Annotated in this window: 18 protein-coding genes and 1 riboswitch; of the genes, 5 read left to right on the forward strand and 13 right to left on the reverse strand. The window is 47.7% G+C overall.

Annotation, left to right across the window (positions count from 1 at the left end):
- Positions 1-933: 933 nt before the first annotated feature.
- The 3 genes from GWR21_RS03215 to GWR21_RS03225 all read right to left on the reverse strand — a co-directional run bounded on the left by GWR21_RS03215 (position 934) and on the right by GWR21_RS03225 (position 4253).
- Positions 934-2106: a glycosyltransferase family 4 protein gene (locus GWR21_RS03215; protein WP_162330343.1), complete on the reverse strand. Its 1173-nt coding sequence runs from the start codon at positions 2104-2106 to the stop codon at positions 934-936.
- A 113-nt stretch (positions 2107-2219) separates the two neighbouring features.
- Positions 2220-2714 carry a response regulator gene (locus GWR21_RS03220; protein WP_162330344.1) on the reverse strand — a complete coding sequence of 165 codons (495 nt, stop codon included), beginning with the start codon at positions 2712-2714 and terminating at the stop codon, positions 2220-2222.
- 216 nt (positions 2715-2930) lie between these two features.
- The gene (locus GWR21_RS03225) at positions 2931-4253 is read right to left on the reverse strand and encodes a DEAD/DEAH box helicase (protein ID WP_162330345.1); all 1323 of its coding nucleotides are present in this window, start codon (positions 4251-4253) and stop codon (positions 2931-2933) included.
- A 112-nt stretch (positions 4254-4365) separates the two neighbouring features.
- Here GWR21_RS03225 and GWR21_RS03230 point away from each other — a divergent pair, with 112 nt between their 5' ends.
- The gene (locus tag GWR21_RS03230) at positions 4366-5454 is read left to right on the forward strand and encodes a mechanosensitive ion channel family protein (protein ID WP_162330346.1); all 1089 of its coding nucleotides are present in this window, start codon (positions 4366-4368) and stop codon (positions 5452-5454) included.
- On the opposite strand, the gene GWR21_RS03235 is transcribed toward GWR21_RS03230, so the two are convergent.
- From GWR21_RS03235 to GWR21_RS03250, 4 genes are all read right to left on the reverse strand, one after another.
- Positions 5445-5909 carry a VOC family protein gene (locus GWR21_RS03235; protein WP_238430151.1) on the reverse strand — a complete coding sequence of 155 codons (465 nt, stop codon included), beginning with the start codon at positions 5907-5909 and terminating at the stop codon, positions 5445-5447. The genes GWR21_RS03230 and GWR21_RS03235 overlap by 10 nt on opposite strands.
- A gap of 15 nt (positions 5910-5924) precedes the next feature.
- A complete protein-coding gene (locus GWR21_RS03240; RefSeq protein ID WP_162330347.1) occupies positions 5925-6488 on the reverse strand; it encodes a T9SS type A sorting domain-containing protein in 564 nt (187 codons plus the stop codon).
- A gap of 2 nt (positions 6489-6490) precedes the next feature.
- Positions 6491-9589 (reverse strand): OmpA family protein, encoded by a 3099-nt coding sequence (locus GWR21_RS03245; RefSeq protein WP_162330348.1) that lies wholly within the window; start codon positions 9587-9589, stop codon positions 6491-6493.
- 346 nt (positions 9590-9935) lie between these two features.
- Complete coding sequence (locus GWR21_RS03250) at positions 9936-10178, reverse strand: hypothetical protein (protein WP_162330349.1); 243 nt, start codon at positions 10176-10178, stop codon at positions 9936-9938.
- A gap of 58 nt (positions 10179-10236) precedes the next feature.
- Between GWR21_RS03250 and GWR21_RS03255 the strand changes: the two genes are divergently transcribed.
- Both GWR21_RS03255 and GWR21_RS03260 read left to right on the forward strand, forming a co-directional pair.
- On the forward strand, positions 10237-12519 hold the full coding sequence (locus GWR21_RS03255) for a GH92 family glycosyl hydrolase (protein ID WP_162330350.1): 2283 nt from the start codon (positions 10237-10239) through the stop codon (positions 12517-12519).
- A gap of 279 nt (positions 12520-12798) precedes the next feature.
- A complete protein-coding gene (locus GWR21_RS03260) occupies positions 12799-13956 on the forward strand; it encodes a FecR family protein (RefSeq protein WP_162330351.1) in 1158 nt (385 codons plus the stop codon).
- Positions 13957-13968: 12 nt separating this feature from the next.
- Here GWR21_RS03260 and GWR21_RS03265 read toward each other — a convergent pair whose 3' ends face one another.
- Complete coding sequence (locus GWR21_RS03265) at positions 13969-15582, reverse strand: Na+/H+ antiporter (RefSeq protein WP_162330352.1); 1614 nt, start codon at positions 15580-15582, stop codon at positions 13969-13971.
- 43 nt (positions 15583-15625) lie between these two features.
- Complete coding sequence (locus tag GWR21_RS03270) at positions 15626-16288, reverse strand: response regulator transcription factor (protein ID WP_162330353.1); 663 nt, start codon at positions 16286-16288, stop codon at positions 15626-15628.
- 836 nt (positions 16289-17124) lie between these two features.
- Here GWR21_RS03270 and GWR21_RS03275 point away from each other — a divergent pair.
- Positions 17125-17904: an SGNH/GDSL hydrolase family protein gene (locus GWR21_RS03275; RefSeq protein ID WP_162330354.1), complete on the forward strand. Its 780-nt coding sequence runs from the start codon at positions 17125-17127 to the stop codon at positions 17902-17904.
- A gap of 122 nt (positions 17905-18026) precedes the next feature.
- Here GWR21_RS03275 and GWR21_RS03280 read toward each other — a convergent pair whose 3' ends face one another.
- The 4 genes from GWR21_RS03280 to GWR21_RS03295 form a co-directional block, all read right to left on the reverse strand.
- The gene (locus GWR21_RS03280) at positions 18027-21086 is read right to left on the reverse strand and encodes an efflux RND transporter permease subunit (protein ID WP_162330355.1); all 3060 of its coding nucleotides are present in this window, start codon (positions 21084-21086) and stop codon (positions 18027-18029) included.
- Positions 21087-21128: 42 nt separating this feature from the next.
- A complete protein-coding gene (locus tag GWR21_RS03285; RefSeq protein WP_162330356.1) occupies positions 21129-22199 on the reverse strand; it encodes an efflux RND transporter periplasmic adaptor subunit in 1071 nt (356 codons plus the stop codon).
- Positions 22200-22222: 23 nt separating this feature from the next.
- Positions 22223-23548, reverse strand: coding sequence for a TolC family protein (locus GWR21_RS03290; RefSeq protein WP_162330357.1), 1326 nt, complete (start codon positions 23546-23548; stop codon positions 22223-22225).
- 179 nt (positions 23549-23727) lie between these two features.
- On the reverse strand, positions 23728-24333 hold the full coding sequence (locus GWR21_RS03295; protein WP_162330358.1) for a TetR/AcrR family transcriptional regulator: 606 nt from the start codon (positions 24331-24333) through the stop codon (positions 23728-23730).
- 98 nt (positions 24334-24431) lie between these two features.
- On the opposite strand from GWR21_RS03295, the gene GWR21_RS03300 reads away from it, so the two are divergent.
- Positions 24432-25394, forward strand: coding sequence for an NAD-dependent epimerase/dehydratase family protein (locus GWR21_RS03300; RefSeq protein WP_162330359.1), 963 nt, complete (start codon positions 24432-24434; stop codon positions 25392-25394).
- A 56-nt stretch (positions 25395-25450) separates the two neighbouring features.
- Positions 25451-25561, forward strand: a riboswitch (SAM riboswitch).
- The last annotated feature ends 127 nt before the right edge of the window (positions 25562-25688 follow it).

The following is a 25688-nucleotide window of genomic DNA, read 5'->3' on the forward strand; positions in this document are numbered from 1 at the left end:
TACATCTCCAGGCCCTGTCTCATCACTGTTCTTTTTTCACCAGGGCCGGGATGACTTAACTCAAAAGCGGCACAGGAATATCACCCACGTTCCAATTAATTAATTTTAATCAGCTCCAACGTCATCTCCTGGCCCCGCTTCCACACTGACAGCAACAGCACACGGGGCCGGGATGATTGTTCACATACTCAATACTCAACACAATATTCTCGATAATTAAAGATCTTTGTTGTACATCTCCAGGCCCTGTCTAGTCCCTGTTCTCATTCACCAGGGCCGGGATGACTTAACTCTAAGCAGGCATAGGGATCTCACCACGTCCAATTGATTAACTTTCCATTTTTTCTACTGTCATCTCCTGGCCCCGCTCTCTCTCTGACAGCAACAGCACATGGGGCCGGGATGAAAGTCCACATACTCAACACAATATTTTAATAACTAAATATCTTCCTGGGTACATCTCCGGGCCCTGTCTAGTCCCTGTTCTCATTCACCAGGGCCGGGATGACTTAACTCTAAGCAGGCATAGGGAATCTCACCACGTCCAATTGATTAACTTTCCATTTTCTCTACTGTCATCTCCTGGCCCCGCTCTCTCTCTGACAGCAACAGCACACGGGGCCGGGATGAAAGTCCACATACTCAACACAATATTTCAATAACTAAAGATCTTCTTGGGTACATCTCCAGGCCCTGTCTAGTCCCTGTTCTCATTCACCAGGGCCGGGATGCCTACTCTAAACTGGCATCAGTGGTCACACCACATCGTCTAATAAATTTTCATCAACTCCATTGTTCACTTCCGGTTCATCTCCTGGTCCCCCTCTTTCACATTTCCCTGTTCACCGGGACCTGGACGATGCTCACCTCTACAAAAACAAACCTCTAAAAAACCCCTAATTGAAATCTGTAAAAGTCCCCCTGAGTAATATCTTAGTTCCTTGCATTATTAATATATTCCTGTAAAGCGGCGGGGTAGAGCAGTACTTCTGCCAGTTGTTCCTTTTTGCGTGGCGTGAAGAACGTACCTACTGCAAAGAGGTCTTCTACCTGCTGCTTGAAAAATTCCGGCTTGAACTGAGAAGCTACCAACTGAGCCGCGCAACTCATATCTGCATACAAAGGCTTATTGTTCAGCAGCTGTTCTACGTGCTTGCGCACCTTGTCTACGTAATGTCCGCTGATGCGATAGCCATTCCATCCGTGCGCCACCAGTTCGTTGGCGCCTCCTGCCAGTGGTACAATAACTGGCCGGCCGTAACTCATTGCCTGCAGGATGCTGAAGTCGAACGTATCCTGATATTGCTCTGCGTGAGAGAGGTTCAGCACCACAGCCGCACGTTGATAAAAAGGGTGCAGATTGAGCTGTGTGCTGTAAACCATCAGATTGTCAGGGATAAAATGTTGGTCGAAATAAGCATCAATATCTTTCTGACTTGCGTCAATAACCAGTTCAAATTTGGTGGCCGGCATCAGCGTAGCCAGCTGTAACAGTTCCGGCAGCCCGCTTTCCGTGTCCAGCGGTGATATCATTAGTACAGTTTTACGGGAGCCATGGTTGGAGTGCAATATGGCCTCCTGTACGAATGATTGTGGCAAACAGCTATGCACGATATGCTTTTCTGCCTTTGGAAAATTAAATTTCGACTGCAGATAGCGGGAGCCAAACACCACCTGTGTGGCAGTGCGTCTGGCGGTGCTCAGCATCATACTGCGGAGATAGGAAAATGCCACCGCTGTTTCATGAATGTGGTACGTGATCGGCGCCTTCTTCAGCCTGCCAGCCCATGCCGCACCGAAAGGCAGTAGTGTATTGATGTACACTTTTGCTTCCGGCTCAAGCAGTCCCCATACTTTCCTGAATACCACGATCTGGGCCAGCAGGAAACTGAAGAATAATCGCCATCTGTTCCCCCGTTCTAAATAATTTATATAGTGGTACTGTACGCCGGGAATACCTGTGAGGAAACCGGGAGTATCGCCAGTACGATTTGTGATCAAATGAACTTCTAAACCTCTTTCAGATATAGTTTCTAATGACTGACGGAATACCAGGGTATTACCGTTTCTATCGTTTTGAAGGTGTATTGCTATAATCTTGCTCATAAGAAAACATTGTGGTATGTGAATCTAGGTATAGGGATAAACAGAACGCTCCTTTAACAATTATAGGTGTAAACAGGCTAATGTGTGTGGTGCCCGCAGGCTCGGTGTATAGGTTATGAAGATCTCAATACTTCGTATAAATAACTGAAAAGAGAACAGGAGGCGAGTACCACTCCGAAGAAAAGAAAGAACCTGTTGTTCAGACGTTTCCGCTTCAGGTAATCCTGGACGATGAACAGTTTGTTCAGCGTCGTACTGATGTGTTCCAGCACACTGTCATCTTTAATAATGTAGTCAAACGCGCCGTTCTTAAGTGATTCATTAGCGATCTCCGATTGCTGACGTGAGCTGGCGAAGATGACAAATATGTTGTTGTTAAAGCGTTTGATCTCTTTTAGTACTTCCAGGCCGGTCATATCACCAAGGTCATGGTCCAGCAGCACAATATCCGGTTCACTATCACGACCCAGTTCGCTGAGGAAGTCAGCCCCGGAGAGGAAGCACTGTACGTGTTCGTAACCTTGCGATCTCAGGTGCTTGTCGTAGGTGGCGAGACAGAAAGGATCATCATCCACTATGTATATCTTGCTTTCGAACTTGTTAGCCATTTGCCGTTGTTTGATATAAAAGAATCCATTTAAATGCCAGTTTCCGGGAACGTTGCCAATCGGCCATGGTGGCTGGTTTGGTGTTTTGGCATGGTGTGCCGGACGTCTACTTTCAGGAAAAAATTCCAGAAAATGGAAAAAAGAAGGGGGAAGGCATAAAAAAACGCCCCGGGGATTGCCGGGACGTTTCATATACAAGGTGAAATTGTCTGTTCCTTATTGCTGAGGGGTAGTTTTACCACCGCTATTATTCTTACTCCGTTGTTGTGGATGGCCACCATTAGGGCGGGGCCCATTATGATTGCCACCTGGTTTGCCATTGCGCGGACCACCGGGACGCTTTTTGCCATATGGCCGTTTACCGCCGCCGCCAGAACGGGATGGTTTGGCGGTATATTCCGGCACAGGACCCAGGGCGGCGGGCACTTCTGCCTTCGTTACCGGTTTGCCCAGCACCTCTTCAATACGGGCAAATTTCCGCTGTTCCTTCTCGCTCACAATAGTATAGGCCGTGCCATCGGTGGCAGCCCTCGCAGTACGGCCAATGCGATGGATATAATCCTCGGCATCGTTTGGCACATCGTAGTTGATGACCAGGTCTATATCTTCAATATCAATACCTCGGCTCAGAATGTCCGTTGCCACCAGCATTTTCAGCTTTTTATTCTTAAAGTCCATCAGTACCTGTTCCCGCTTATCCTGTTCAAGGTCCGAATGGATCTCTTCCACAGAGAACCGGGCCCTTTTCAGCTCATGTGTTAGCTGCTTTACATTCTGCTTACGGGAGCAGAATATAATAATACTGCCAAACTCTTTACGGGAGAGGAGTTGCTTGATCAAAGCTATCTTTTGCTCTTCAAATACGATAAAGGCCTCCTGTACGATCTTCTCCGGCGGTTTAGAGATAGCAATATTGATCTCTTCCGGCTCATGCAGGATCTTCAGGGCCAGTTTCCTGATCTTGTCAGGCATCGTGGCCGAGAACAGCAGATTTTGCCTTTTTTTAGGCAGGGCAGAGGTGATCCGGATGATATCATCATTGAAACCCATGTCCAGCATGCGATCGGCTTCATCCAGCACCAGGTATTTGACTGAGTCTAATTTTACATATCCCATATTCAGGTGGGCGATCATACGACCAGGCGTACAGATCACGATGTCCACCCCGGAAGTCAGGGCTTTTTTCTCGGCGGCGAACAAAGCACCGTTACTCCCGCCATAAACGGCGATTGAGCTGACCGAGGTAAAATAAGACATACCCTCCAGCGTCTGGGCAATCTGAACTGCCAGTTCGCGGGTAGGTACTATAATCAGTGAGTTGATCTTATGTGTCTCATGGGGTGCTGTGATCAGCCGGTGCAGAATAGGCAGCAGGAAAGCAGCTGTTTTCCCGGTACCCGTTTGGGCACAGGCCAGTATGTCTTTACCTTCTATGATCGGGGGGATAACTTTTTCCTGGACTGGCGTTGCCGTCGTATATCCCATCGCATCTATTCCGTCCAGGACCCTGTCGTCCAGGTCAAATTCATCAAAATACAAAGTGCTTATATGGTTTTAATTCACAAATATATTAGCTAAAGATACATAATTGTAATCAGAGCACATACGGTATGTTCTTTGCGGGATAGGCGGGAATCAATAATTATCTGAGATGCTTGAGAATTTACAGAGAGATCTGCACCTGCCGCCTTTTGTATGGAACCTGTTGCTTGGAGGGGCCGCCCTGATCACGGGGTATCTTATTAAACACCTGTTCGCGCTATTCCTGAAGTTCACCACCAGGAAAAATCAGACTGAATATTCGCTGATCAGATCTATATTGAGCAGATTGGGCAAGCCGATCAACTATCTGCTTCCCGTGCTTGTGCTGGATATGGTGCTGCCCTTTATGGAGATGTCGAAGAAGCCAATGGATGTGTTGAGCAGGGTGGTCGAGATTTCCCTGATCATTTCTTTCGGGATCATACTGACCGGGCTGGTTAAAATATTTGAGGACTATATCCTCCATGCCTATGATCTGAAGAAAGAAGACAACCTCCGGGAAAGGAAAATGAGGACGCAGCTGCAGTTTGTACGTAAACTTGCTATCACCACAATTATGATATTGACCTTATGTGCTGTGTTGTTAAGTTTTGATAGTCTGCGGAAGATAGGAGCCGGTCTGCTGACAGGGGTCGGTGTCGGTGGTATCATCGTGGGTTTCGCTGCGCAACGTTCCCTGTCTAATTTCCTGGCAGGTATGCAGCTGGCTTTTACACAGCCGATCCGTATTGACGATGTACTGGTGGTAGAAGGCGAATGGGGCCGGGTGGAAGAGATCACCCTGACTTATGTGGTACTGGGCATCTGGGATCAGCGTAAACTGATATTGCCGATCAATTACTTTATAGAAAAGCCATTCCAGAACTGGACCCGTACAGGATCGGCCATCCTGGGCACGGCCTTCCTATACCTGGATTATACCGCGCCAATTGACATACTGCGGGTCGAATTTGAGCGTTTACTGAAGGATCAGCCACTCTGGGACAAGCGTGTACAGGTGATGCAGGTGACCAACATCTCAGAAAGAACGGTGGAAGTCAGGATGCTGGTGAGTGCCAACAGTTCCGGCAAGGCATTTGACCTGCGGTGTTACCTGCGTGAGAATATGCTCTCCTATATTCAGAAGAACCACGCCTATTGTCTGCCGAAGACACGCGCACTACTGGAAGATAAAGAGGTGCCGCTCATTCAGGGATGATCATCATTGATCTCTACCCAATAACCATCCGGGTCGGTGAAATAGATCTGTTTGACACCATCGACCCGTTTGGTTGGCTTATCCGGTTCTCCGGCCCAGCTGAAGAAGGGGATATGGTGCTGGCGCAATCTGGCCATGAATTCATCTACTGAGGGAACGCTGAAGCAAAGGTGTGAGTTCTTATCATGGGGCACGATTTCCTTTGCTCCGGAAATAATATGCAGATGGCTGTGTTCCGCCACTTTAAACCATGTGTGACGGCCATCATGGAAGGGCTCAGGGATGGTATCTATCTGGATAATGTCCCTGTAGAACGCAGTACTTTTCTGGAGGTCAACTACATACAGTGCAATATGATTGAGCATAGCACTTTTCCGCTGTTGAGCGGAAGCAGGCATATTGGAGAATATCATAACAGCTGCCAGCAAAAGCAAATGTGGAATCCGTTTTTTCATTCTCCAATATACTCATCACTTATCGAATTTTACAAATTTTCTTGTCACTTTGATACCCGTATCGAAGATGATCGTTACCAGGTAAATACCCGGCACATAATCTGACACATTGAGCTCATATTCATACAACTGGCTAAGTGCACTGATCGGGGTATTCGTATCAGAGAATACCGTGCGTCCATAAAGGTTGATCACACGTACGTCCACCCTTTTCACGGTCTGGTCCAGGTTGTATTTGATCCTCAGTTTATCGTCGGTAGGGTTGGGGTATACCAGCATTTCATCAGCGTTCAGCTTTGGGAGGGACAGTGCACCCTGATGAAACCCCTGGTGCAGATGCACATAATCCGGGTAGTTGATCGCTTTCACCGCTATTTCCCCGACAGTAAAATCGATATTGTAATCGCGTGATTCACCATCGACATCCGTGAGTGTGGCGACGAAGCCCTTTCCACCACTGGAAGTGACCTGACGTTCTATCTTTGGGAGTAACGCAGAAGACTGCGCATGTGTCATCCCCGGTAAGAGGAATGACACACCCGCAGCACTTATTGCCAATAATTTACTGATTACGTTCATTGTTAAGGTTTTTCTTCAGTAAAGATTTCCATTTCCACCCTTCTGTTCTTGCCTTTACCATCTCTGCTGTCGTTGGCAACGAGCGGTTTTGTCTGGCCATAACCTTTGGTGGTGATCCTTTCAGCATAGACACCTTTGGTTACGAGGTATTGTCTTACTGCTTCACTTCTTTTTTCTGATAAAGTCTGGTTAAATGCTTCGGTACCCTCGTTATCCGTGTGACCGCTCAGCAGCAGCTGCCATTCCGGATGTGCCTGCAGTAATGCAGCCATTTTATCGAGAGAAGGCAGTGAAGAAGCTGCTATTTCAGCTTTGGCACTGGAGAACTGGAGGTTTGAAAATGCTTTATTTACTACTTCTTTTTCGCTTTTTTTCAGTTCAGCTGCTTTCAGTGCAGGCTTTGCCGTGGTTGCAGCAGCTGAATCAGGAGTCGGGAGTACATCGGTTGCTGCGAGCGGGCCCGGACCAACAGGGAAACGTCTGTCAGAGTAAGACAGTACGGTGCCGTCAGGCAGTACTTCGTCCGCACGGGAAGCAACGATCTGCCAGGTGAATGGAACGCTTGACTTACCACCCTGTAATTCTTTAACATCAAAACCTTTGGCAGATTTATTAGTAACGAATACGCCGTTACACTCACCTTCCAGCTGGATGAACACCTTCATCGGGTGTTTGGCATCTACGCGGATGGATTGTGTCAGCAGTTCTTCCAGGTTGATATGAGCCACACCGTTTACCAGTTCGCCGGTACCGAAGTCCTGGAACAGTACTTCAGGGGCTTCTGTACAGAACAGCAGGCGGTTTTCACCGGTTTTATCTTTAACAACGGTCGATTTGGTACCGTTGGAGATCACACCATATATGCCGGTGGAATTACTACCAGCCAGGTAAGTATATACGTGCACAGACGAAGCCGTTCTGCCAAATTCGAAGATACCACCCCAACGCTCCACATCAGTCGCATCACCTTTTGCAAAGCCAAGCACACCTACGCCAGGATACTGTGTAGCACCAATACCACCTGCAATACCCACCACACCAGCACCACCATGGGTAGGGAGAACGGTTGTCTGGTTATTACCAACACCCATTACACCGATACCAACGTTTACGGTAGTACCGAAACCGATCGTACCTACACGGGTACCCATACCCATTACACCAGCACCAATTTCGGGCGCGTTGGTGATAGTCTGATAGTCAATATTATTACCGGTACCCACTACACCCACACCAGTCGCGTGTGTCGACATACCTAAAACACCACCGGAACGGAAGGAGTTGGTTGCCTTATAAGGGGAGTTGGTCATACCTATCACACCCAGACCGCCGCTGGTAGAGGAGTTGTAACCTCTTACACCCTCGTTGAAACGGGTCGTACCTGAACCATATACACCGGAACCTACCTGGGTGAAACCTTTCACACCATAACCGTTACTGGCATTATAACCAGCTACGCCAGCACCGGTACCGCTGTTGGCGTAACCGATAATAGCGTTGGTATAGATAGGCTGATCATTTACAATACCTGTGGAGTGATCACCCGAGAATACAGTGAATACGCCCTTGCCGAGTGAAGTACCAGCATCGTCTGTACCATTTACAATGATCTGTGGTTTATCAGGGAATACACGCATTCTTTCATATTGTGTACCTGTACCACCCGCTTTGATGATCAAAGGGTTATCGTCGTTTGTGCCTAAGAAGTCCAGCGCCGGATTGGTATCGGTATTACCTCTTATCAGCCATGCTCTGTGCACTGATTTTACGGTGTCAGCATCCGCAGTAGTGGTCAGTCCGATAGAACCGTCGGCTCTGAATTCCAGGTTGGAGAGGTTCCATCCTGTACCGTCCTGCGCCAGTATCTGCCAGGTGCCGGTACTATCGTAGATATATGATTTTCTGTCGGCTGTATTATAATAAGCCATATTCAGGGCCGGTTCTGCCGGAGCAGCAGCCAATGCACCTTTCCAGTTAATAGAAACACCGTTGACACCGACAGTACCGTCTTTACCATCAGCACCATCCTGGGCGAGCAACTGCCATACCCCGGTGCTATCATATATATAAGACTTTTTATCGGTAGAGTTGTAGTAGGCCTGGTTCAGGGTTGGAGAGGCAGGAGCGGCAGCCAGTGCGCCCAGCCAGGAGATAGAGGTACCATCCTGACCATTTGAACCGATCACGCCGTCTTTCCCGTCCTGGGCGAGTATCTGCCAGGTGTTCGTGCTGTCGTAGATGTAGGATTTCTTATCAACTGTATTGTAGTAAGCCTGATTCAGCGCCGGATCCGCAGGAGCGGCAGCAAGTGCGCCTAACCAGCTTACACCGGTACCTACACCGTTTGTCCCGTCAGTACCACTTTCAGAGAAGATCTGCCAGGTGGTGCCGTCGTAGATATAGGCTTTTTTGTCAGTGATATTGTAGTAAGCCTGATTCGGGCCGGTAGGAGTAGGTTCAGCACTGAAGGAACCTAACCACGATAAAGCCGGACCAGGAGTGCCGTCTGTACCGTCCTGCGCCATGATCTGCGGGAGATTGTTGGCATCGTAGATGTAAGATTTCTTATCTGCACTGTTATAATAAGCCTGTCCCGCAGATGGATTTGCCGGCGGATTCGCCAGTGTTCCCAGCCATACGATGTTGACGTTGGTACCGCCGTTACCGCCACCGTTGTTTGAACCGCCATTGACAGCGTACAGGGCGTAAGGTACAGCCATGAAAGGTACTACGCCTACGGGTACGAAGTCGTTGTTACCGTTCTTGTCCAGCTCAACTTTCAGGAACTGATTGGCCGCGCTCCATTGAATGGCTGCAAAAGAGCCCATTTCAACGTTGCCCTGACCAACAATAACGCTAAACAAACCCTGAGAGTTAGTTAACGCGTTATGTTTTTCAATGTACACGGGGTTGCCGGTCACACTGCCGCTAAGGATGCTGAAACGCACCTGGATCGCCTGCAGTTTTAACGGATCTCCCTGGTCAGAACTCCGGGCAAGTGCCTGGTAGTTAAAACCACTTAAACCAGGCCCCTGGGCCCTGGCAAAGAAGCTGGAACAGACTAAAATGGGGATAGATAAAATGAGTAAAATTCCTTTCATCTCATACAAATTATAACAGTAATAAGGCAATAAGTATATAACATTATGTTATATCTTATATTATATTAAGTAAAGATATGACTAAAATTTTATTTATTAATTATTTTAATGTATCATATACACTAATCACACACAAGTAGCATGGTGAAATGTGAGAAATGTTATATCTAATTATTATATCTGTCACATCTTCGTGCTATTTTTATCGGATGAGCCGGTTAATTTTCAGTGGTAGCTAATTGATTTCCAATTCCGGAAAATGGAAGCCCGATACCGCAATAGATGATCATACCCAAAAAGTGTTATTACCTATTGAAATAATGCCGAATTGACATATGCTGATAGTTTATTCGGCCGCCTTATAAACAGGTCGCTTGTTCGTCGCTAGTTCGTCGCTTGTTCGTCGCTTGTTCGTCCGGATCATAAAAGAGGCTGACAGGGTGTATTCAGGACAACCAGGACGGTTCACTGCGTGGAATGCGGTTGTATCACTGTTCGCTGCATACCTGCCGTCTGACAAAAAATCAGTACTGATACCCTGCCCCGTATATGTTGGTAAATTGTTAACATGCACTGCCAGTATCTCCATCCGCTTCGTTTTATGGCTTCCCCGCCGTATATTGCTCCCTTTAAAGGAATTTTGAGATATGCAATTGGGACTTAAGCATTATCCTGTTCTGGCGGCCTCACTCTTACTGGCCGGCATGCAGGTAAACGGACAAGACAAAAAGCCAACTTTCGCAGCAGCAAAGGATTTTAAACCTACAGAATACGTTAACCCGTACATCGGCTCCGGTGGACACGGTCACGTTTTCGTGGGGGCAAGTGTTCCCTTTGGTGCCGTACAGGTGGGACCTACCAACATTGTTAAAGGTTGGGACTGGTGCTCGGGATATCACTATTCAGACAGCGTAGTGATCGGTTTCCCGCAAATGCACCTGAGTGGTACTGGTATCGGTGACCTGGGTGATGTGCTGATCATGCCGTATACCGGTAAGATCAGAACCAACAAGGGTACACAGGAGAATCCGACCAGCGGGTACGGTTCCCGTTACACACATGCGCACGAAACCGCGAAGCCAGGTTACTACGCGGTACAGTTGGAAGACTACAATATCAAAGTGGAGCTGACTGCTTCTGAAAGGGTTGGCTTCCATAAATATACTTTCCCGCAGGGACAGGAGGGTCACATCATTATCGACCTGAAAGAAGGTATCGGCTGGGATTCGCCTGTAGAAACATTCATTCAGAAAAAGGATGACTACACCCTCGTAGGTTACCGCTACTCCAAGGGATGGGCGGAAGATCAGCGCCTGTGGTTTGCTATCAAAAGCAACGTGCCGGTGAAAGACTTCCTGGTATTTGACGGTGATAAACAACTTTCCGGTACCGAAGGTAAGGGCAAAACGATCAAAGGCGTGATCTCCTTCGATAAAGCGCCTGCGGAAGCAATGCTGAAAGTAGGTATCTCTCCTGTAAGCAGTGAAAACGCACTGGCAAACATCAACAGTGAGATCCCTTCCTGGGACTTCGTAGGTACTGTGAAAACGGCTACCGCAAAATGGAACAAGGAACTGAACAAGATCCAGGTGCAGACAAAAGACACTGCTGCCAGAAGCATTTTCTATACTGCCATGTATCACACGATGATCGGTCCGGCCCTGTTCAATGATCATGACCGTTCTTACCGTGGTACTGACAAGAAAGTCTATCCTAATCCGGGCTTTGACAACTATACCGTTTTCTCCCTGTGGGATATCTATCGCTCCTGCGCACCTTTGTACACACTGACACAGCCGGAAAGAGTGAACAGTTTTGTGAACTCTATGCTGACCATCTACAAACAGCAGGGTAAACTCCCTATCTGGCCGCTGGTGGGTAGCGAAACCAACTGTATGGTGGGGTACCACGCCGTACCTGTTATTGCGGATGCTTACCTGAAAGGTTACAAAGGCTTTAACATCAATGAGGCATTCGAAGCCATGAAAACGTCGGCTACCAGAGATGATCTGGGTATGAAAGACATCAAGGCAAAGGGATATATTCCGGCTGATAAAGAATACGAATCTGTGTCCAAAGCAATGGAATACGCCATTGACGACTGGTGCATAGCTGCCGTAGCTAAGAAACTGGGACGTACAGCTGATTTTGAATATTTCTCCAAACGCGCTGGTTACTACAAGAACTATTTTGACAGCACCATTAAGTTCGTTCGTCCGAGAATGGATGATGGCAGCTTCAAAACACCATACGATCCTTTCCATTCTATCCATGAGAAAGGCGACTTTACCGAAGGTAACGGCTGGCAGTATACCTGGCTGGTACCACAGGATGTGGAAGGGCTGATCAGCCTGATGGGCGGCGATGACGCCTTCACAAAGAAGCTGGACAGCCTGTTCGTAGCGGAAGGTGACATGGGAGCAGAAGCATCAAATGACATCTCCGGTCTGATAGGTATGTACGCCCACGGTAATGAACCAAGCCATCACGTAACCTACATGTACGCTTACGCTGGTAATCAGTGGAAGACCTCAGAAAAAGTAAGACAGGTCATGAGAGACTTCTACACCACTACTCCGGAAGGACTGGCTGGTAATGAGGACGTAGGTGCGATGTCTTCCTGGTATGTACTGTCTTCACTGGGTTTCTACCCTGTAAATCCTGCGAAAGGCATTTACGTGTTTGGCAGCCCGCTGTTTGAAAAAGCCAGCCTGAAGGTACAGGGTAAGACTTTCACGGTGGAGACCATCAATAACAGTGCGGAGAACATCTATATCCAGCAGGTAACGCTGAATGGTAAGCCATACAAAAACAGCTACATCCGTCATGCGGACATCCTGAAAGGCGGTACCCTGAAGATCACTATGGGTAACAAACCTAACTACGAATTCGGTAAAGCCCTGGCTAACCGTCCGGATTCAAAATACTAATCATATACACATCTGATTTTACAGACCGGCTGTACTGCATAGCAGTACAGCCGGTCTTTTTTGTCCCATCACAGCTTCCCGGCTGGTCTCTCTTTTAACGCCAGCATTCATAACTTCTGTCCGAAGTAGTTCTTCATAACAATTTGTTTGCAAACGCGTTAACCGGTAATTAACAGTTTAAATGAACGGATCTGCGTAGCTTCATGCAATAGATTGCAGGAATGTAGTCTGTATTTTCCACGTGCGGAGCCATCTACCATCAACTGAACGTAAACAAAGATGAGTGAAAATCACGAACACATATACCAGCTTTTATTACAGAAACGCAACGGTACGATTAACGAGACAGACGACCGGTATGTGTCGGGGCTGATAAGCGGACATGAGGATGTAGAACTCATGTGGCGTGCATTGAAGCATAGTTTCTCCCTGCCGGGAGAGGAAAAGTTCTGGCAGCAGATAGATGTTGCCAACGCCTGGAGTAGTGTCAGAATGGAATTGTCTGCAAAGAATACGAATATACGTAGTCTCAGAAAATGGTTGTTCGCAGCCGCTGTAATTACCGTCGCCGCAACTGGTATCAGTCTCATATGGAAGCATAACCTGCAGCAGCCAAAGGTAGCTGCGGCTATGCCTGTCAGTCAGCCCGCTGCACCAAAGAACGGTTTACAATTGCAGCTGGCAGGAGGGGAGACGATCGCGCTGCCCTATAACCAGGTAGGACAGGATATCAGGGCCGGAGATGTACAACTGAGTGCAGGTGCCAAAAAGTTACAATATACCGGCGGCGCTGGCATGGGGAGCGGCTATAACACACTGACCGTACCACCGAAAATGGATTATAAACTATTATTGTCTGATGGTACGGAAGTGTGGCTGAATGCCACTTCCCGTTTGCGTTTTCCATTTAATTTCACTGGTGATAAACGGGAAGTCTACCTGGATGGGGAAGCCTATTTTCAGGTAAGTAAAAATGACGCCAAGCCTTTTATCGTGCATACCGAACAAACGGATATACTGGTACTCGGTACCAGTTTTAACGTCAACGCCTATAGCGACGGCCTCACCAGGACCTCGCTCGTAACCGGGGCAGTTATCACGAAGGCAGATGGTAAGGAAGTGCAGCTGAAACCCGGACAGGAAGCTGTTTACAGTAGTGACAAAGGCTACAGGATCACCGAATTTGATGACAGCGAAGTACTGGCCTGGATGAAAGGCGTATATGTATTTCACAATACCCCGCTGTCGGACATCGCCAGCGTAATAGAACGCTGGTATGGTGTGGAAGTCGTATTTGATAATAAAGAACTGGCCGGCAAGAAGTTCACCGGCGGTCTCGAAAAACTGCAACATCTCGATTATTTCCTGGAAACCATGGAACTGATCGGCGATATACATCATTCCTACGATGCTAAAGGTGCATTGCACCTAAAGTAAAATAAACGGCAGCTAGTGAGCGCTTCTGCCGTTTATTTCTGCTTCTTCAAGGTCCAGCATCGCTTCCTGCTTGCGCAGTACCTCATCATCATATTGGTGCTCTTTCTTCAGCCGGAATAACTCCTTCCGCTGTAATGCGATCAGGCGTTTCTTAATATCATGATACAGCTGTATCTCCTGTAATTCTGTATCGTCACATTTCAACGATGCCAGCTTGGTCGTAGACAATGAAATACCACTTTGCAGCTGGTGGTGCAGGTTGGCGACCAGCTCATTGTCTTCGATCTCCTTTTTATAGGCATGCTGTAACTGGGCATGCGCCACTTTCATGAGGTGCAGTCGGATGCCCGTTTCCTGCTCCACTTCAGGCACCACATTATCGATCTCGGTTACCTTCAGCAGTTTGGTAATGACAGGCAATAACAGCCCCTGAATCACGAGCGTAATGAAGATAACCACGAATGTGATGAACAGGATCAGGTTACGATGGGGAAAGTTAGTGCCGTCCGATAATACCAGGGGAATAGATAACGCTGATGCCAGTGATACCACACCCCGCATGCCGGCCAGCGCTATCACCAGCGGGGCCCTCCAGCCCGGTGGATTTTCTTTTTCGCGGACGGACCTGAAAAGTAACCGGGGAATAAAAGTAGCGGGGTACATCCATAGTATACGAATGAAAATAGCAACAAAGCTGATAATGACCCCGTACCTGATCGCTTCCCCCAGGGAATAGTTCCCCAAACCTTCCACGATCTCGGGCAGCTCCAGTCCGATTAGAATAAACACGATCCCGTTCAGGATAAAGGCGACCGTCTTCCAGACACTGACTGCCTGCATACGGGCGTTATAATTCAGGATCTCGTGGGAGCGGAAGGAAAGGAACAACCCGCCGCTTACGACTGCCATAACGCCAGAGAAATGGAATGCCTCCGCCGCCATATACATAAAATAGGGCGCCATGAAGGTCATGGAAGTCGAAATACTGGGAGTGGTCGGCAGCCAGCGCAAAATGCCATAAAAGACATGTCCGACGGCCAGTCCGGTCAGAATACCCATGATCGTTACCAGGAAGAAATCTGTGGCTGCCTCGTGCAGGGAGAAAACCCCTGAAACAACAGAGGCTACCGCAAACCGGAATACAATAAGGCTCGACGCATCATTCACAAGGCTTTCTCCCTCGAGTATATAAAGCGCCCGTTTGGGCAGTTTCACATTTTTCAGAACAGAAGTGGCAGCTACTGCGTCCGGTGGTGAAATGATGCCACCCAGCAGGAAACCCAGGGACATAGTGAAGCCGGGTATCATAGCAGTGGATACATATGCCACAATGCCTGACGTAAATAATACCAGTCCAAACGCCAGTAACGCAATGGGCCGTTTCCATTTCCAGAAGTTATGCCACGATGTATACCAGGCTGCTTCAAACAGTAACGGTGGCAGGAATACCAGGAACACTAATTCCGGTTCCATTTTGATACGTGGCACTCCCGGAATAAAACCGATGACAAGTCCGCCGAGGACCAGAAAGATCGGATACGAGATCTTTAGTCGTTGTCCGAGCATCATCAGCATGAAAACGACAAACAAAAGCGATAAAATCAACAACAGATTTTCGTAAATCATATATACCTGGTTTACAGGGGATAAACCCCTCTCAGGCCCAAACTTAAGACAATATTTTGTATTGCTGTGTGAGGTTTTTTATGGCATACTTAATAAGAGAATTATGACCGGTGAGATTTAATTTCTTTGAAATATTATGCCGGTGATTTTCTACTGTTTTGATACTGATGTTAAGTGACTGTGCGATCTCTTTTGTGCTCATACCTTCAGCGATCATCTGCATGACCCTGAACTCTGTTTTGCTTAGCTTGTGATGGGCTTCCTGTGGAATAGCGGGCAGAGAGACAATGGTCGTGTGCCTTTCCCTGGGCTGCAGATTGAAAATGGTAAAACGTGTAAGCCTGGACTTTATGCTCATCAGGAGTTCCTTACTCTTGAACGGGCGGGCCAGGAAGTCGTCAGCCCCGAGGTTCATGCCCATACGCATATCTTCCTTATTATCTTTTCCACTGATGAAGATAAAGGGAATATGTTGCAGCGACGTATCATTTCTCATTTCCATCAGAAAATGAAAACCACTGCCACCGCGTAGTTTCACCCCACATACAATAATGTCGGGCTGATACTGGCGGCAGATATAGATACCTTCTTCCGCAGTGCTGGATGTATAAACGTTGTAGTGATGCAGGGTTAATAACTGTTGAATTTTCCTGATTAAAGCAGCATCTTCTTCAATAACCAGAATGCTGTAAGTTGACTCTTTCATTGGCTAATTAATTGGAGGTAGTTTGTACGTCCCCGTTAGTTGTGTTTTCCTCATAATTGTTGTTTGCCGGACATTCGCATACTATTTTTCCTACTAACGCATAACTGCTCCTAAAATTGGCAGTAGGAAAAAAATATACCGGCATAGTTATAGGTCCCTTATAAAGTTTTATGATCCATTAAGTCTGTTTAATGATTGGTGAACGATTCACTTCCTGTCGGGCCCGTAGCAATGTAATACGGGCACAACAGGGGTAACATTTAACGACGGTTTTTCTCGGGAGATGGTGGGCATAGTCAGCCTGTAACAACGGCTGTACGTAAATATGCATCAAATATTGGGGCCTTTTACAGCCAAGTCTGCTGCCCTTTCTGAAAATAAGTGTTATCACCTAGAAACATGTGTGTCCTTACTCATTTTCAATATCAGGTGCCGAAATTTACGAAATCACCCGCAACATTTGTACATCTTTACACAAGAAATGCATAAGTCATTTAACATGAGGCAAATCTGAAGTAGGATTTGTTACCAATAGGACATGAAAGTTATATGTTTAATCAATATATCATAAGTAATTAATTCTGCCATATCCATATCCATAATAAAGCCGCAAATGGTTTCGCAACCTGCGTATGCTGATTATGAGAATTGTATACCAGGCGCCTGCGAAGATTTTTTAAACACAGGTTTTCATAGGATAGATAACTAAATTGCCGCTCATTCCTGGGCGGCATATTTATTTTTATTATTTAATTCATTAGCTTTAACCCTTACAGGTTTCGCCATTACAACTGGTATAACCAGCCACAAAGTGCTTACTTAACTATCATAATTCCATGGAACAACACAAAAATTCTAATCGGAGGAACTTTATCCGGAACGTGTCATTGGGTAGCCTCGCCGCATTAAGCCTTCCTGAGCTTGTATCCGCTGCAACTACCTCTAGTGAAAGCCCCGCCCGTGCCAAAAAGATAAGCCTGAAAAAGGATGCTGTCATCCTCTTCCAGGGAGATTCCATTACTGATGCAGGACGTAAACGCGATAAGAATGATGCCAACGACCCTTCCGCACTGGGTAACGGCTATGCTTATCTGACTGCCGCCGCCCTCCTCAGAGAGTTCCCGGATAAAAATCTCAAGATCTATAACAAGGGTATCAGCGGTAATAAGGTATACCAGCTGGCTGAAAGATGGGATGCTGACTGTCTGCAGATAAAACCAGACGTATTAAGTATCCTGATCGGTGTAAATGACTTCTGGCATACACTCAACGGTAATTACAACGGTACTATTAAAACATACAGGGACGATTTTACCAAACTGCTCGACCGTACAAAACAGGCCCTGCCTGAAGTACAGCTCATTATAGGTGAACCTTTTGCGGTGAATGGGGTCAAGGCGGTGGATGATAAATGGTTCCCTGCCTTCAATGACTATCGCGTAGCTGCCCGTGAGATCGCTACTAAATACGATGCGGCGTTCATTCCCTATCAGTCTATCTACGACAAAGCAGAGAAGTCCGCGCCTGGGTCTTACTGGACAGGCGATGGGGTACATCCTGCTATTCCGGGTGCGTCACTGATGGCGGCCTCCTGGATGGAAACGATCAGGAAATAACCAGGAATTAAGAAATCGGCATCAGGAATTGACTAGATCATGCCCTCCTGAAACAACTAGCGCTCCTGGCCAATGTCCGGGAGCGCTGGTTATTTGTAGCAGCATTGTATTATCAGATATTCCTAATTCCTCATTCCTGCTTCCTGATTAATTCTCGGCGGCATCAGTTTATATACAACCGGCGTCACTATCCTCGACAACAACGTAGAACTGATCAGTCCTCCTATCAGCACAATTGCCAGTGGTGCGATCAGCGGATTGGAGGAGACTGCAATCGGCATCAGTCCACCGATAGCTGTCAGTGACGTCAGCACGATCGGCAGGAACCTGATCTCTCCCGCCTCCCTGATCGCGGTATCCAGTGATTTACCTTCTTCTCTCAGCTGGTTCGTAAAGTCCACCAGCAGGATCGTATTCTTTACCTCGATCCCCGCCAGGGCAATCATACCAATGATCGCTACAAAGGAAAGCGAGTTTCCCGTTACCCACAGTCCAATTGCCGCACCTACAATACCCAGTGGTATCACCGACAAGACGATCAGTGTACTCTTAAATGTCTTAAACTCCAGTACCAGCACCGCAATGAAAAGGAAGATCGTCACAATAATGATACTCATAAAGCCGCCAAATGAATCCTGGCGTGCTTCCACTTCTCCGCCCATTTCATAACTGTAACCAGCGGGCAACTGGATCGCGTTCATCTTCTCAATCGTACTGTTAATGACACGGTCGGCCAGAAAGCCTTCCTGTACGGATGCTGTTACCGATACCACTCTTCTCTTTTCCTGGTGATTGATATGCAGGGGAGAGGCTTCCATTTTCAGGCTCGCTACCTGCGACAACGGATAAGACTTATCGTCCTGGTTGTTTACATAGAGGTTATTGAATACATCCAGTGTCGGACGACCATCCTTATTCCGTGTCAGCAGGACATCATAGTCGTTGTCGTTCTTATCCGCGTAATGTCCCAGGTTCAGTCCTGCTACTGCCAGACGTACTGTCCGGTCAATATTCACACTTGATATACCCAGTAACTGCGCCTTTTCTTTATCGATGTCTACCCGGATGTCTGTCTTCAGCAGTTTCACCGGATTATTCACATAGATGGCGCCAGGGACCCGCTGTAACATCCCCTCTACTTTGCCTGCCAGGCTTCGCAGCGTATCCAGGTTGTCGCCGAATAGCCTTACTTCCACCGGTGCCGGTGCAGGCGGTCCCTGCTCAAAGTTCATTACTTCCACCTTCGCGCCCGGATAAGGTGTCCAGCGTTTACGCAGCCTGTCTATCAGTTGTAACTTTTCATCCGCACTGGTATGCTCGTCCAGTTGTATAAATATCTGGGCAAAGTCCGCTCTTTCATGCTCCTGTACAACGTTATAATAGATCCGCGGATTTCCCTTGCCTACATTTGTCGCAAAGTAACGGATCGTCCTTTCCTGTTTGAGTTCCTGCTCTACCTGCCTGCTGATGCTTTTGGTGTAGGTCAGACTGGATTGTGGCGGTGTCGTGATATTGATCAGGAACTGTGGTTTCTCTGATGCCGGAAACAAACTGAACCCTACTATCTGAAACAGGAATAATGAGGCGCCAAAGATGAGTACCGTCACCACGATGGTAATGAGAGGTCTGTTCAGTGCCTTGTCCAGCAAACGGGAATAACTGCCATGGATCAGTTTCTTCAGGGTGCGCATGAAGATGTTACCTTCCGGATGGCCCTGATGCTCCTTCAGCAGTTTGCTGGACAGGAACGGGATGATCGTCAGGGATACGAGCATGGAAGCAAACACACTCAGCACAACAGCCATCGGTAATCCACGGATAAAATCGCCCGCACCTTCCGGCAGGAACACTAACGGCATAAAAGCAATGATCAGGGCTGCTGTACAACCTACCACCGCCTGACCGATCTGTTGGGTCGCCTTTAAGGTCGCTTCCATCCGTGAATGCCCTTCCAGCATCCAGCGTTCAATATTTTCCACCACCACAATGCTGTCATCGACCAGCAAACCTAGCGCCACTACTAACCCTACAATACTTAGCTGGTTCAGGTTGTAACCAAAGACATTCAGTAATACCACACCGATTGCCAGTGATAAAGGAATAGAGATCATCACGATCAGTGCCGGCCGGAACCCCAGTGGCAATAAGGTAATAGCCACCAACAGGATAGCGATCATAAAGTCTTTTCCCAGTCCGCCGAGACGCCTGTTCACATTATCTGCCTGGTCAAAATGCTGGATCATGTCAATATTGGAGGGCAGCGTTTTCTTAAAAGCGGCGACTACCGGTGCATACAGTTGCTGTGTCTGACTGATATTCTCTCCTTCCTTCTGGGCTGCTACCACAAAGGCACAGCGGCGTCCGTTGAGTCGTGTCTCGTATTGTTCGTCAGCGAACCCGTAGTAGATATTCGACACATCTCTCAGGAAGATATTTTTCCCCTGGCTGTTGAACACCACCGTGTTCTTGATCTCATCCAGCTGCTGATAGCTACCACTGCTCTTGATATTGTAGCTGCGGTTGCCGGCATCTACACTGCCGCCGGGGATGTTGGCCATTTCCTGCTGGATACTGGTGATGACCTTATGAGCCGGCAGGCCCAGTTGTGCGATCTTCTCCAGGTTCAGTTCTATTTTGACCTGCCTGCCGGGAATACCATGGATCTCCACGTTCTTCAGTGCCTTGATGCGTTCCAGTTCGTCCTGTAGCTTCTCTGCATAGTATTGCAGTTTATCTTTCGGTGCCGTCTCTGATACCAGCGCAATCTGCATGATGTTCACATCGCTGGGCTGTACACGCTGTACGTCAATATTGATGTTGTCCGGAAGCTCCCCGCGTTTGCCATTTACAACCCGCAGTACTTCCTGGTATTTGTCATCGACGTTACTTTTGTATTTATATTCCACGCGGATAACGGCCAGTCCATCGCCAATATTGGTACGTACGCGCTTGATGTTCTCCTGGGAGGACAGTTCCTTTTCCAGTGGGTCTACCACCAGGTCTTCCATGTCTTTCGGACTAGTACCCGGGTATACTACCACTACGCTGAACATGGGCGATTTTACTTCCGGGTCTTCGGAACGGGGCATGGATAAGATGGTCGTGAGACCTAAGACGATGATCATGATAAAGATGACCAGTGTAAACTGGTAGTTCTTTACCGCGTATGAAGAAATTTTCATGATTCCGATAGTTTTAAAGAGAATGCTGATGCGGGAGACGCGTTATTTAACCGTGATAGTGCTGCCGTCAGTGAGATACGCACTGCCGGAGACAATGAGTGCGGCCGCCTGTTGCAGACCATTACTAATGATGACCTTCTCCGCTTCCATGCCGGCAATCGTTACAGGTACCTTGTGTGCGGTTTTATTGTCGTTGGTGATAAACACATAACCGCTGTTACCATCTCCTTCCAGCAGTGCGTCATAGGGAATGGCCCATGGTCCCTGGGAGGCAGTGGCTGTCACTGTTACCGGAGTGATGACCGCTTTGCCAAACATGCCGAAAGCAATGGCGGAAGGCTTTTCTCCTGTCAGTCTGATATCCGCCGTAAAGGAACCGCTCTGCGGTTGTATGCCCTCAGATTTGCGGGAGACGTTACCCGTGAAGGTTTTACCTGGAACCGCTTCTACTTCTATGCTGGCTTTGTCCTGCAGGTTGATGGCCGCCCATTCCTTGTTGCTGATGTTGACGCGTAGCAACCAGTTACCCGATTTTGCACCGTTGGTCTCCAATACAGGTGTACCCGGTTGTACCAGCTGTCCTTCACTGGCCAGCTTGCGCAATACATACCCACTGGCAGTTGCCGTGATCTGTGAATGCGCGCGGTTGAACTGAGCTGTCTTGACCTGTTCAGCGGCGATATCTAATGCAGTCTTTGCGTTTTGCAACTGTTCGAGCGTAGCGACGCTGTCTTTATAGAGATTGTCCACTCTTTTATAATCACGTTGCGCTTTTTCAAATCCGAGCTCTGCCTGTTGTACCTGGGCATTGATCTCTACCGGATTCAATAAGGCCAGTACCTGGCCCTGTTTCACGGCATCACCTTCTCTTACCATGATGCGCTGGATAATGCCGCCGGTCTTGAAAGACAGCAGTACTTCATCGTCTGTGGTGAACTGTCCGGATACGGCGATGGCTGTATGTGCATTCAGCTGACCATTCAATGGCAGCAGTTTCACGGGAATGTCGGCAGTTTTATTGTCGTTATTATGTTCGGCAGCGCTGGGCGTTCCGCAGGAGATGACCATGCAGGAAAAGGAAGCCATTAGTGAGATAGAAAGGATTGTTTTCATGTTGAATATTTTTAGGAAGCAGTTTATAGTTTATAGGAGGCTTTTGCACGTTCAATATCTGCAATGGTTGTTTGCACGGCGGCAAAGGCGACAGATAACTGTAAGCGGGCATTCGTCAGCTGATTCTGTGCATCGAGCAGCTCTATATACAGGAGTTGCCCTGCTTTGTAGACTTTCGACTGATCGGTATAGTACTTTTCAGATAGCCGTAGTTGTTCGCGGGCACTGTTGAAATTGGCCACCGCTGTACGATAGTTATTTTCTGCTACCTGCTGTTCCAGCTGGAATGACAGGTTAGCCTCGGTATAGGCGGCCTGCAGATTGCTCACGTCAATAGCAGCCTGTTTGGCTTTGTATTTCCGTTGTCCGGCGGCGAAGAGGTCCCATTGCAGGTTGACACCCCACATATAATAGCGGGACTGGTTATCCACTTTCCAGTTAAAGCCCTGGGAACCGAGATCCAGGAAGGTGCTGAGTTTAGGCACCAGGTAGGATTTCGACTGGCGGTAGGAGAGGTCAGCTATCTTCTGTTGCTGGGAAAGCTGTAACAGTTCCTCTCTAACGTTGGCTGCTGTTGCGGGAGCTTCCGATAGTTCTTCCTGCTGGAACAGGCTGCTGTCGATAGTGACAGGTGCTTTCAGGTCTCTGTTCAGCAGGAAGTTGAAGTAGGCGGCGGCATTCAGTTGTTTATTCTCCGCATCTGTGATGGCTGCTTCGATCTTCTGTTGCTCTGCTTTGGCACGCGTCAGGGCCGTGCTGTTGGTAACACCGTTGGCAAGGAAGCTGGTGTTCACGCGTATATTCTCCTGCACCTGTGAAAGGGCCGTATGATAGATGTCCACCGCTTTCCCGGCCTGGTAGTATTGGTAATACGCTGTTTTAATGTCTTTTACAAGCCTGCGTTTATACACATTCAGGGCTGCCTGCTGAAGGGTGATACTTTCCCGGCGGATCTTCTGTGCATACCAGATTTCGGTATTTATCAGCGGGAGAGAGGTCCGCAGGTGTACGTCATAAAAGTTATCGGGGTTCAGCAGTACAGACTGGTTTTCCAGTTGCGGGAATTTCTGACTATTAGTTAGCTGGTTCAGTGTGGTATAAACCGGGTTCAGCATGTCACCGATCGGAATATCGATCGTACGGCCACCACCAGCCCTGGTATAATTACCGGTCAATCCCACCTGTGGGAAGAACAGGCTCCTGGCTTCCTGCAGGGCGTAAAGCGATCTATCCAGCTGAAAATGCTGCTGTTTGAGCCCCTGATTCTGTGAAAAGGCGCTCTGGATATAGTCTTCCAGCACTTTGCTCTGCCCATGCCCGTACTGGGCGCACGTTCCAATAATAGCCATTATTATTATGAACGTTTTTCTTTTCATGATTATAGTTGACATAATGAACACTGTTTAGTTATGGCGGATAAAAAAAGACACTTATCGTGTCTGTTGAAAATTAAAACGATCAGACTATAACCGGATACCCCGGCGATAGCGTTAGTGAAGCGCGCGCGCAGGCCTGCCGGTGCTGCCCGTTATTTTTTGATCAGGCGCAGGTAGTCATCTATTGTCGCCTTGATCAGTGTTTTGCTTTGATCATCAGGCAGATGCATCACCTTGATCCGTTCTCTGATGTATAGTGAGATCAGTCCATGTCCGAAAGCCCAGATCGATAGCGCTGCCGTGTGCAGATCCGGATAACGTAACTGATCCATCACAGGAGTCAGCACCTCAACAAGGAAGGCAAATGACTCATCACAGTTTGGCCAGTCGTTTTCGTCTACCGCGTTCATAGGCGAACGAAGAATGAACATCAGGTCATACAGGTCCGGGTGCTCGAAACCGAAGTTGACGTAAGCATGCAGTAATTGCTCCAGTCTTTCCATGGGATCAGTCGCTGTTGTATAATGCATAAAGGCAACATACAGCTGCGCAAATGCCTGCCCCTGCACTTCATATAACAACTCGTCCTTGTCTTTATAGTAAAGGTAAATGGTCGCAGGGCTGTACTCTATTTTCTCGGCGATGTTCCTGATGGATGTCTTCTCATAACCATCGTTAATGAACATCTCCATAGCAGTACTGATAATGCGTTTCCGCATTTCCTGTTTTTCCCTTTCCTTCCGGTCACTAATTCCCATAACAATTTCTTTACAATGCAAATTTAATGAACAGTGTTTATAAAATAAAATAAAATTAATAGTTTTACGTCACTATCTTATAACAAAAGACACCTTACATGGTCAGCACTACATCAAATCTATCAGAATCAGCAGTTTACACAATTTTAGGAGCAGGAGGGGTGATCGCCAGGGAATTAACGGCCGTGTTACTGGAACACGGTAAACAGGTGCGTTTGGTAAGCCGGCGGGGACAGCCGGAGCAGGGGGTGACCAATGTGATGGCGGCGGATATGCTCGACCCGCTGCAAACAAGGAGGGCCGTCAGCGGTTCAGCCGTCGTTTTTCTGTGTGTCGGACTGAAATACGATCACAAGGTGTGGCAGGACGCCTGGCCTAAAATTATTCAGAACGTGATCCATGCCTGCAGCGAAGGAGGTATTCCGCTCATCTTTTTTGACAATGTGTACATGTATGGACTTGTAGATGGTAAAATGACCGAGGATACGCCTTATAACCCACGGAGTAAAAAAGGAGAGATCAGGGCCCTTGTAGCCCGTAAGATCATGGATAGGGTGAGTGAAGGCCGGCTGACCGCCACCATTGCCCGGGCGGCTGATTTCTACGGTCCCGGCGCGAGCGCCACCGGCGTGCTGAACATGATGGTGATAGATAAACTGGCAAAAGGACAAACCGCCAACTGGATCGGGAATGATCACGTGCCACATAGCTATACCTACACTCCCGATGCCGGCAGGGCATTGTATATGCTGGCTACAGATGCATCGACCTATAACCAGGTATGGCACCTGCCCACCACCAATCCTGCACCTAACGGTAAGGAATATGTGGAGATGATCGCAGCTGCTTTACACACAAAGCCGAAATACACAAAGCTCAACAGCTTCATGATCAGGCTGGCCGGGTTCTTTAACACCACTGTCGCCGAAGTCCACGAGATGATGTATCAGACCACACACCCTTACCTGTTCGACAGTACGAAGTTTGAGAAGCATTTTCATTTTACTCCCACTGCCTACAAAGATGGTATTGAACAGATCATAAAAGCGTATAAAAGCTGAAAAAAAATTTGGTGATATAAGTTTTCCGTTTATATCTTTGCACCAGTTCTTTAAGTTTCTTATCAAGAAAGGCAGAGGGAAATGGCCCTGTGAAGCCTTAGCAACCATCCGGAACCACCAAACCGGAAAGGTGCTACATCCACCCCGCATCGCGGGAAAGATAAGTCAGTAGGTTTGATCGATATTTACTCAAAATATATTCAACTCACCTGGCTACCAGGTGAGTTTTTTTGTTTTAAGACCTCCCTGTCGCTATCTGCTCTTCTCTGATAAGTTCCCCTAAGGAACCTGTTT

The sequence above is a fragment of the Chitinophaga agri genome (assembly GCF_010093065.1).
GTDB classification, from domain to species: Bacteria; Bacteroidota; Bacteroidia; order Chitinophagales; family Chitinophagaceae; genus Chitinophaga; species Chitinophaga agri.